The sequence below is a fragment of the Yeosuana sp. genome (assembly GCF_057126245.1).
In genome coordinates this window covers 85,861-93,853 of record NZ_DBNGMQ010000063.1, presented here as the reverse complement: position 1 = coordinate 93,853, position 7,993 = coordinate 85,861, and the positions used below count along the sequence as shown (strand labels likewise).

Here is a 7,993-nt window from a genome sequence, read left to right as displayed (position 1 = left end):
GCTCACCTCTTACCATTCCGAACAGAGAAGTTAAGCCCGTTAGCGCCGATGGTACTGCATTTGTGGGAGAGTAGGTCGTTGCCTTTTTTGAAAGCCCTTCATATTTTTATGAAGGGCTTTTTGTTTTTATTTACTTCGCTTATATATCCTATTAAAATTCTAAAATCTTAAAGGAACCTAAATCATTATCATAGCTAATAAAGGAAATTTGATTCGATTGTATGAAAAAGATATAATTGACCATTCAAGTCTATAAACTTTTCGAGTATATTTAAGGTATATAATTTCAGGAACAAATACTAAAACTAATGAACACACAAAATTCAAGACGTAACTTTATTAGAAAAACTGCAATAGTTGGAACCGGTATATCTGTATATCCAAACTTTACTTTTGGTGGTAATGAGTATAACAAAAAAGTAAAACTCAAATTAGGATTAATTGGTGTTGGTTTAAGAGGAACGAATCATTTAAGTAATGTGCTCTTAAGAGATGATGTATTAGTGACTGCAATTTGCGATATTGATTCACAACGTATTGATTTGGCATTACAATTAATTAAAGATGCAAATAAATCAAAGCCAGAAGTTTTTGGTAAAAACGAATTTGATTATAGGAATTTACTAAACTTAAAGAATGTTGATGCAGTCATTATTTCGACACCATGGTTGTGGCACACAAGAATGTCTAAAGATGCTATGATAGCAGGGAAGTATACAGGCGTAGAAGTTTCTGCAGCAAATACAATTGAAGAATGCTGGGATTTGGTAAATACTCATGAGTCGACAGGAACTCATTTGATGATACTGGAAAATGTTAATTACCGACGAGATATTATGGCAGTTCTAAACATGGTTAAACAAAATGTGTTTGGAGACTTAGTGCATTTTAGATGTGGATATCAACATGATTTGCGTTTTGTTAAATTAAATGATGGAAAGAGTGCTTATGGAAAAGGAGTAGAATTTGGTGAAAAGGGTATTTCTGAATCAAAATGGCGTACCCAACATTCTGTAGCTAGAAATGCGGATGTATATCCAACGCACGGGGTTGGTCCTATAGCAACCATGTGTAATATTAATAGGGGCAATCGTTTCTCGTCGATTACCTCAAATGCAACAAAAAGTATAGGGTTACATAATTATATTATCAATAATGGTGGAGACAATCACCCAAATGCTAATATTAAGTTTAAGCAAGGGGATGTTATAACTTCAATGATTGAAACAACAATGGGTGAAACCATTATTATAACCCATGATTGTAATTTACCACGTCCTTATTCATTAGGATTTAGGGTGCAAGGCGCTAATGGTTTATGGGAAGTTGATGGAAACAGGATATATATTGAAGGAACTTCTGAACCTCACAAATGGGATGACGCGGATAAATGGTTAGAAAAATATGATCATCCATTATGGAAAAAGTTTGGTGAACATGCTTTGGGGGCTGGACATGGTGGGATGGACTTTTTTGTGATGAATGCTTTTATAGAATCAGCAAAACAAAATATTGCACCACCATTAGATGTGTATGATGCAGCTGCCTGGAGTGCAATTACACCTTTATCCGAAATTTCCATAGAGAATAATGGTGAACCGCAGGATTTTCCTGATTTTACAAGAGGATTGTGGATGAAACGCAAACCATATGACTGGATTAAGGACACTTATTAATTTTGAAGTTAATTAAGGATCATTACTAGATATCTCTTGAAGAAAAAAAATAAAATAATAAAAATAGTATCTCCTGGTAGAACTTGTTTATTTGGTGATCACCAGGATTATCTTGGTTTGCCAGTAATTGCTTGCGCTATAAGCAAATATATAAGTCTTAATGCTTATGAAAATTCATCTTTTGTTTTTAGAATTCAATTGCCAGATATTGGCGAAGAAAGAATTATAGATATTCATGATGATTTTAAAATTTTAAAAAAAAGAGATTATTTTGCATCTTCACTTAAAGTATTAAAACGATATGGTTGTATCCCAGACAGAGGATTTAATATAACAATAAAGGGAGATTTACCTATAAATGCTGGACTTTCAAGCTCATCTGCGTTAATAGTTGCTTGGATTCGGTTCCTCTTGGAAGGATTCGGTTCAACTCATAAAATAACACCGGAATTAATTGCTAGAATGGCTTATGAAGCTGAAGTTTTAGAGCATAAAGAGCCCGGCGGAATAATGGATCAATATACCATAAGTATGGGTAATGTTTTATTTATTAATACTAGTGAAAGGGCATCTTATGAAATTATTCAGAAAAAATTGGATGGATTAATTGTTGGTGAATCTGGTATTAAAAAGGAAACAATAGGAACTTTAGGAAACAGAAAGGAATTTGCCTTAAAAGCGATTGAATCTGTAAAACTAAAAAATCCTGATTTTAACATCCAGTCGGCTTTGCTTGAAGAATATGACCATTATGAGAAAGATATTCCTTTAGAATTAAGACCCTATTTTTTTGCAGCACTTAAAAACCATTCTATTACTTTAAAAGCTTTTAATGAGTTTAAAAAGGAAAAACCGGATCTAAGATATTTGGGGGCTTTAATGAACGAACATCATTTAGTTTTAAAGGATATTCTTAAAATAACGGTTCCTTTAATTGACCAAATGGTTTCAAAGGCCATTGAAGCGGGAGCTTATGGTGTTAAGATTGTAGGATCCGGTGGTGGTGGGAGTATTGTTGCTATTGCGCCATTGGAAAAAGAACAAAAGGTTATAGAAGCTATATGTAATGCAGGAGCCAAATCGGCTTACAACGTAAATGTAGATAGAGGAGTAAGATTAATTGATTAGTAAATATGCATGATATTTTAATTATTTTGGCGGGTGGAGCCTCATCACGAATGAAAAACTCAAAAGATTCTGAGTTAGGAAATGATTTGGCAATACAAGCCAATACTCGGACAAAAGCACTTATTAGTTTGGACAGTACGGGGCGACCTGTGATGGATTATTTATTATTCAACGCAAAAAAGGCTGGCTATAAAAACATATATATTGTAATAGGAGAAGAAGAATCTTTGATTAAGGAATTTTATGGAGATAAATCAAAGGGTAATACGTTTCATGGGCTGATAATTAATTATGCCATTCAATATATCCCTGAGTTCAGAGAAAAGCCTTTTGGTACAGCGGATGCTTTGAGCCAGGCAATAATGCAATATCCGGAATTAAGAGTTAAATCATATACTGTTTGTAATAGTGATAACTTATATTCCGTGATTGCTTTAGAAAAATTAAGACATTCTAAGTATAAGAATGCCCTCGTGAGTTATGATAGAGATGCCTTGCAATTTAATATCGAACGAATAGCGAGATTTGCTTTGGTATATATCGATGAAAAGGGGTTTTTAAAAAATATTATAGAAAAACCTTCTATTGAAGATACAGCACTTTATAAAGATAAAATGGGTAAGCTACGGGTAAGTATGAATATCTTTAAGTTTGATGGTAACCTGTTTACAGATTATGTAGAAAATTGCCCTATTAATGAGATAAGAAATGAAAAAGAGCTTCCAACGGCTTTATTAAATATGGTGAAAGATTATCCAAAATCAGTTTATGCCATCCCAATTTCAGAGCATGTCCCGGACCTTACTTCAAAAGAAGATATTGCAATTTTAAAAGAATATATAGCAGTGCATTATTCCAATATGAATTGGAACTAATTTAATTTTAAAAATATCTTGTCAATCCCTAATTATACTTCTTGAAATCAAAAAAACGAATTTTAATCTCTCAAAATACGTCTCGAGATTACAATTTTTTAAATTTCAAAAAGGCCTTCCTAAATCTGAGTTGTTTTAGTATCTCACATCAATCGTTCTAAATGATGAACTTTTACAAAACCATAGCCGCCGTGTATTTTTAATACTTCTACATATATTATCGTAATTAGTTTAATAAAAATATATAGCAGATACTGCAGATTTTATTTTTCATAAATAACTCAACAATTAATTTCATAAATTATTATCTTCCAAACCTATTTAATTATGTTTAATGGCTGTAAATATAGAACTTGAATTAGCTTGGGAGTTTGTAAACAATACCAATCGATCTATTTTTTTAACGGGAAAAGCAGGAACAGGTAAAACGACTTTTTTACATCGATTGAAAATGGATAGTTTAAAGCGTCTGGTTGTTGTTGCTCCTACAGGTGTAGCAGCTATAAATGCCAAAGGTGTTACGATACATTCGTTTTTCCAGATGCCTTTTGGTCCTATTTTGCCAGATACAGACTTAAATAATTCTACAAGTTTTAATAGAAAGTTTAGCAAGACTAAAATCAATATTATTAAATCGATGGATTTATTAGTTATTGATGAAATTAGTATGGTACGTGCAGATTTACTGGATGGTATTGATAGAACATTGCGTCGTTTCAGAAATAGAGATAAGGTTTTTGGAGGTGTACAAGTGCTCATGATTGGAGATTTACAACAATTATCGCCTGTTATTAAGCAGAACGAATGGAACTTGTTGAAACATGTTTATAGTAACGGATTCTTTTTTAGTAGTAAGGCTTATCAAGAATGTCATGCGGTTACTATAGAGTTAAAACATATTTATAGGCAAGAAAATCCTAAGTTTATTAAAATCCTCAATGAGATTAGAAACAATGTTCTGAGTGAAGCCTCAGCTTCAGAATTGAATAAACGATTTATTCCAGATTTTACACCAGAAGCTAATGAGGGCTATATTTCATTAACCACACATAATAATAAAGCAGAGGCAACTAATAAGGCCGAGTTGGAAAAGCTCGAGACTAAAGTGTTTACTTATAATGCTAAAGTAGAAGGCAAGTTTCCAGAATTTTCGTTTCCTAACGATGAAGCTCTTAAATTGAAAGTGGGTGCACAAGTCATGTTTATTAAAAATGACAGCAACCCAGATAAACGTTATTTTAATGGAAAAATAGGTAAGGTTGTTCATTTGGATATTGATGAAGTGGCAGTATATTGTCCCGAAGATGATTTTAATATTGTAACGACACCCGAAATTTGGGAAAACATCAATTATACAGTTGATGCTGAAACAAAAGCCATTACCGAAGATAAAATAGGTGCCTTTACACAAATGCCACTGCGATTGGCTTGGTCTATTACTATACACAAAAGTCAGGGATTAACTTTCGAAAAGGCGATTATTGATGCACAGGGTGCTTTTGCCCATGGACAAACCTATGTAGCTTTGAGTAGATGTAAATCTTTAGAGGGTTTGGTTTTAAAAAGTAAAATTAGTTCGAATCAAATTATAAGCGATGGCCACGTTATTTCGTTTAATAAAAATGCCGAAGCTAATGAGCCTGATAAAACGGTTTTAGAAAACTCTCAAAAGATGTTTCAGTTAGATTTGATAGCTGAAGTTTTTGGATTTTATGAGTTTATGTATCCTGTCAATAGAATACTAGATATTTATTATAAAAACCGAACTAGTATTGAAGGTAAAGTTGAATCTCCTATGCTTAGGATTAAAAATACGATTACCAATTTTTTAAAAGTGAGTAATGGCTTTAATATGCAATTAAAACAACTTACCGAAAATGAGCGCTTACCAGAGTTTAGTGACCAAATTCAAGAACGTTTTAAGAAGGCTATTGCTTATTTTAAAACGGAAACAGATGCGAATCTGGTTGCTCCTTTAAAAGAATTTGGGTTTACTACCGATAACAAGGCTGTTGGTGCAGATATTACTAAAAATCTAGATTTGGTTGAAGAATTACTGGAAGCTAAACTTTTATTTTTTAACGGATTATCTGATGGTTTTACAACTATAAAACTTTTAGAATTGCGAGCGAAATCTGTGTTTCTTACCAAAGAGAAACCTAAAAAACCAAGAAAATCGGTTATTGATGGAAAGACCAATGTTGAATTATTTGAGTTGTTGAGAGTTCTTAGAAATGAGATAGCCAATGAAAATGATTTAATACATTATCAAGTGTTTACTCAAAAGGCGCTATACGAAATGTGTGAAACCTTACCATTAACAAAGAAAGAACTGCTACAAGTAAACGGTATGGGAAAAACGAGAGTTGAAAAATATGGGAATGCTATTTTGGAAATAATAAAAGCTTATTGTGAAGATAATGACATAGAAACTCTAACTAATGAACCCGTTTTTGAAGAAGTAACATCAAAAAAGAAGAAAGTTGACACTAAAAAAGTGTCTTTAAAATTATTTAAATCAGGCAAATCTATTGAAGAGATAGCAAATGAACGTGACTTAAATGAAAATACTATTTTTGGACATTTAGCAGGTTTAATTCCTTCAGGAGAAGTGAAGGTTACAGATTTAATGTCTAAAAAACATTATAATGAATTAAAGAAGCTTATCCCAAGTACGACCTTCGATAATTTATCAGATTTAAAACATCAGTTAGATGAAAAATATTCTTATGGTGAATTACGTTTAGTTCTTGAAGACTTAAATAAATAATACTAATGCCTCAAAATACGTCTTGAAATGGAAAAAGTGAATTTTATTCTCTCAAATTTCTTTCAAAATCAAAAAATAGAATTTTAATCTCTTAAAATACTTCTCGAGATTACAATTTTCTGAATTTCAGAAGTGCCTTCATAAATCTGAGTTATTTTAGCATCTCGCATCAATCGTTCTACATGATAATCTTTTACAAAACCATTGCCGCCATGTATTTGAACAGCTTCTACCGTATGCTCCATAGCTACTTTAGAAGCGTATAATTTTGCTACGGCACTTGATACATCATAATTTTTTCCTTGATCTTTATCCCAAGCTGCTTGCATTACCAAATGGCGTGCTGCAGTAATATCTGTATACATATCGGCTAATTTAAAAGCAATAGCCTGATGATTTGAAATTTCAGTTCCAAATGCTTTTCGCTCTTTAGAGTATTTTCTAGCCAATTCATAAGCACCTTGAGCAATTCCCAAAGCTTGAGCGGCAATACCAATACGTCCGCCAGACAAGGTTTTCATAGCAAATCTGAATCCAAAGCCATCATCACCAATTCGGTTTTCTTTGGGTACCTTAACATCATTAAATTGTAACGTATGTGTATCACTACCTCTAATGCCTAACTTGTTCTCTTTGGGTCCAATATGGAAACCTTCCATGCCTTTTTCAACAATAAAAGCATTGATACCGTGAGAACCTTTGTCTCTATCTGTTTGTGCAATGACTAAATATACATCTGAACGTCCGCCATTTGTAATCCAATTTTTAGTTCCATTTAGTAAATAATAGTCGCCTTTGTCTATCGCTGTTGTCCTCTGCGAAGTAGCATCACTACCAGCTTCTGGCTCACTTAAACAAAAAGCTCCAATAAATTCACCTGAAGCTAATTTTGATAAATATTTTTCTTTTTGAGCCTCGGTTCCATAGGCTTCAATACCATAACAAACTAAAGAATTATTTACAGATACAATAACAGATGCAGAAGCATCAATCTTAGATAATTCTTCCATGATGATTACGTACGAGATGGCATCCATACCGCTTCCACCATATTTTGGGTCTACCATGATTCCCATAAAACCTAGTGCCCCCATTTTCTTAATTAACTCATCTGGAAAATGTTGATTTTCGTCTCTTTCTATAACACCTGGAAGTAATTCATGTTGTGCAAAATCGCGAGCAGCCTCGCGTATCATGATATGTTCTTCTGTAAGATTAAAATCCATAATATAAATTAACTGTTGATTTGATAAAAATTACAAACAAATATAGGTTTTTAATAGTATATTTTTAATAATGATTGTTGTTTTTTCTGAATATGATAAAAATTTAAACAAGATAATATTTGCTTACAAAGCGAAAACCATACAATAAACGGTTAACAATCTTAAATATATTTCTTATTTAAAAATAACAAAAAATTAATCTTAAAGGGTTTTAGTTTTTTATATTTGTTACTTAATGATTTAACATTTTTATTATGACTCAGCTTTAGCTACGCCTAGATATTATTAAAAGAATTTAAAAGCAATCTAAAAATGAAT

General features: G+C 32.3%; 5 protein-coding genes and 1 rRNA gene. 5 read left to right on the top strand and 1 reads right to left on the bottom strand.

The features are described from left to right. The 5 genes from rrf to AC15TD_RS07815 form a co-directional block, all read left to right on the top strand. Positions 1–87 (top strand): 5S ribosomal RNA (gene rrf / locus AC15TD_RS07835); the annotation flags it as partial. A gap of 221 nt (positions 88–308) precedes the next feature. Beyond that, complete coding sequence (locus AC15TD_RS07830) at positions 309–1,676, top strand: Gfo/Idh/MocA family protein (RefSeq protein ID WP_484451580.1); 1,368 nt, start codon at positions 309–311, stop codon at positions 1,674–1,676. Between the two features lie 36 nt (positions 1,677–1,712). Beyond that, positions 1,713–2,804 carry a GHMP family kinase ATP-binding protein gene (locus AC15TD_RS07825; protein ID WP_484451579.1) on the top strand — a complete coding sequence of 364 codons (1,092 nt, stop codon included), beginning with the start codon at positions 1,713–1,715 and terminating at the stop codon, positions 2,802–2,804. 5 nt (positions 2,805–2,809) lie between these two features. Then, positions 2,810–3,679 (top strand): sugar phosphate nucleotidyltransferase, encoded by an 870-nt coding sequence (locus AC15TD_RS07820; protein ID WP_484451578.1) that lies wholly within the window; start codon positions 2,810–2,812, stop codon positions 3,677–3,679. 334 nt (positions 3,680–4,013) lie between these two features. After that, positions 4,014–6,449, top strand: coding sequence for a helix-turn-helix domain-containing protein (locus AC15TD_RS07815; RefSeq protein WP_484451577.1), 2,436 nt, complete (start codon positions 4,014–4,016; stop codon positions 6,447–6,449). 83 nt (positions 6,450–6,532) lie between these two features. On the opposite strand, the gene AC15TD_RS07810 is transcribed toward AC15TD_RS07815, so the two are convergent. Continuing rightward, on the bottom strand, positions 6,533–7,675 hold the full coding sequence (locus tag AC15TD_RS07810; RefSeq protein ID WP_484451576.1) for an acyl-CoA dehydrogenase: 1,143 nt from the start codon (positions 7,673–7,675) through the stop codon (positions 6,533–6,535). Positions 7,676–7,993 lie beyond the last annotated feature (318 nt).

Bases quoted from the DNA above. Each gene is read 5' to 3' on its own strand.
- AC15TD_RS07830 (WP_484451580.1), top strand. From the start codon at position 309: ATGAACACACAAAATTCAAGACGTAACTTTATTAGAAAAACTGCAATA.
- AC15TD_RS07820 (WP_484451578.1), top strand. From the start codon at position 2,810: ATGCATGATATTTTAATTATTTTGGCGGGTGGAGCCTCATCACGAATG.
- AC15TD_RS07815 (WP_484451577.1), top strand. From the start codon at position 4,014: ATGGCTGTAAATATAGAACTTGAATTAGCTTGGGAGTTTGTAAACAAT.
- AC15TD_RS07810 (WP_484451576.1), bottom strand. From the start codon at position 7,675: ATGGATTTTAATCTTACAGAAGAACATATCATGATACGCGAGGCTGCT.